The following is a 1,429-nucleotide window of genomic DNA, read 5'->3' on the forward strand; positions in this document are numbered from 1 at the left end:
CCCATCCGCAGCGGCCGAGAACGCCTTGCACCGACCGTCCGCCGCCAGACCCCGCTGACGGCTGAACTCCACGAAGGAAGTCGGCGTGGTCATAGCGGTGACCCCGCCCACCAGGGCCATGGTGCATTCGCCCTGCCGCAGGGCCTGCGCCGCGAGATGCAGGGCGACCAGTGACGACGAGCACGCCGTGTCCACCGTCACCGCCGGACCCTCCAGCCCGAACGTGTACGCCACCCGCCCGGAAACCACGCTCGCCGCGCCGCCCGTGCCGATGTAGCCCTCGACGTCCTCCGCCGCCTGCTGGAGCACGGTGGCGTGGTCGTGATACATGACGCCCGCGAAGACACCGGTCCGGCTGCCCTTCAGCGAGGCCGGGGCAATTCCGGCGCGTTCGATGGCTTCCCACGACGCCTCCAGCAGCATGCGCTGTTGCGGGTCCATGCTCAGGGCCTCGCGCGGTGAGATCTCGAAGAGGCCGGCGTCGAAAAGGTCGATGCCGTCGAGGAAACCGCCCTCGCGTACATGCGTCGTTCCCCGGGTGTCGGGGTCCGGGTCGTACAGCGCTTCGAGGTCCCAGCCACGATCGGCCGGGAAGGGCGAGATCGCGTCGCCGCCCTTCATGAGAAGTTCCCAGAGTTCCTCCGGCGACCGAACACCGCCTGGGTAGCGGCAGCTCATGCCGACGATCGCTATCGGCTCGCGCTGCGCCTCATCCATCTCCTGAAGGCGCTCCCGTGCCTCGTGCAGTTCCGTCGTCACTCGCCGGAGGAAGTAGCGCAATTTCTGCTCGTTGTTCACCAGGGCTGCCCCTTACGGAAAGACGTGAAGGTGGGGGGAGAGGGCGGGAAGCGGCCGGACCGGCTGGAGTCCGGCCGCCTCCGTCAGGAGATGCCGAATTCCTTGCCGATGAACTCGAATACTTCGTCGTCGCTTGCGGATTCGAGCGCGACGGTCTCGCGGGCCGCGGGCCTCTCGTCTTCGCCGGACGACGACGAGGCGTTCGTCCAGCGGGTCATCAACGACCGAAGACGCGAGGTGATGACCGTGCGGCTGTCGTCGTCGGGAGCCGCGCCGACGAGGGCCGATTCGATGCGGTCCAATTCGCTCAGGACCGCGTCCATTTGGGAGCGGCTCGGCGCCAACTCGGTTCGGAGATGTGCTACCAGGTCGCCGGGGGTCGGATAGTCGAAGATCAGCGTGGAGGGCAGCGTGAGCCCCGTGCCCATGGCCAGTCGGTTGCGCAGTTCGATCGCCGTCAGGGAATCGAAACCCATGTCCCGCAGCGCCTGTCCTGGCCGGATGGAACGCGAGGAAGGAATACCGAGCACGGCGGAGACGTGTTCCCGGACGAGGTCGAGGAGGAGTTTGTGCTGTTCGGTGTCGGGGAGGGCGGCCAGCCGCTGGGACAGATCACCGCTGCCGACCGCGC

The 1,429-nt window shown here is 67.8% G+C and carries 2 protein-coding genes; both read right to left on the reverse strand.

The genetic code is table 11. The annotated features are described in order from the left end of the window. The coding region (locus ACSNOC_RS27705; protein ID WP_436750324.1) for a beta-ketoacyl synthase N-terminal-like domain-containing protein at window positions 1-798 on the reverse strand (798 nt) is incomplete at its 3' end. Between the two features lie 83 nt (window positions 799-881). Next, window positions 882-1,429: phosphopantetheine-binding protein (locus ACSNOC_RS27710; RefSeq protein WP_436750325.1), on the reverse strand; the 548-nt coding region annotated here is incomplete at its 5' end.

The organism is Streptomyces sp. URMC 129, assembly GCF_051386415.1.
Taxonomy (GTDB): Bacteria; Actinomycetota; Actinomycetes; order Streptomycetales; family Streptomycetaceae; genus Streptomyces.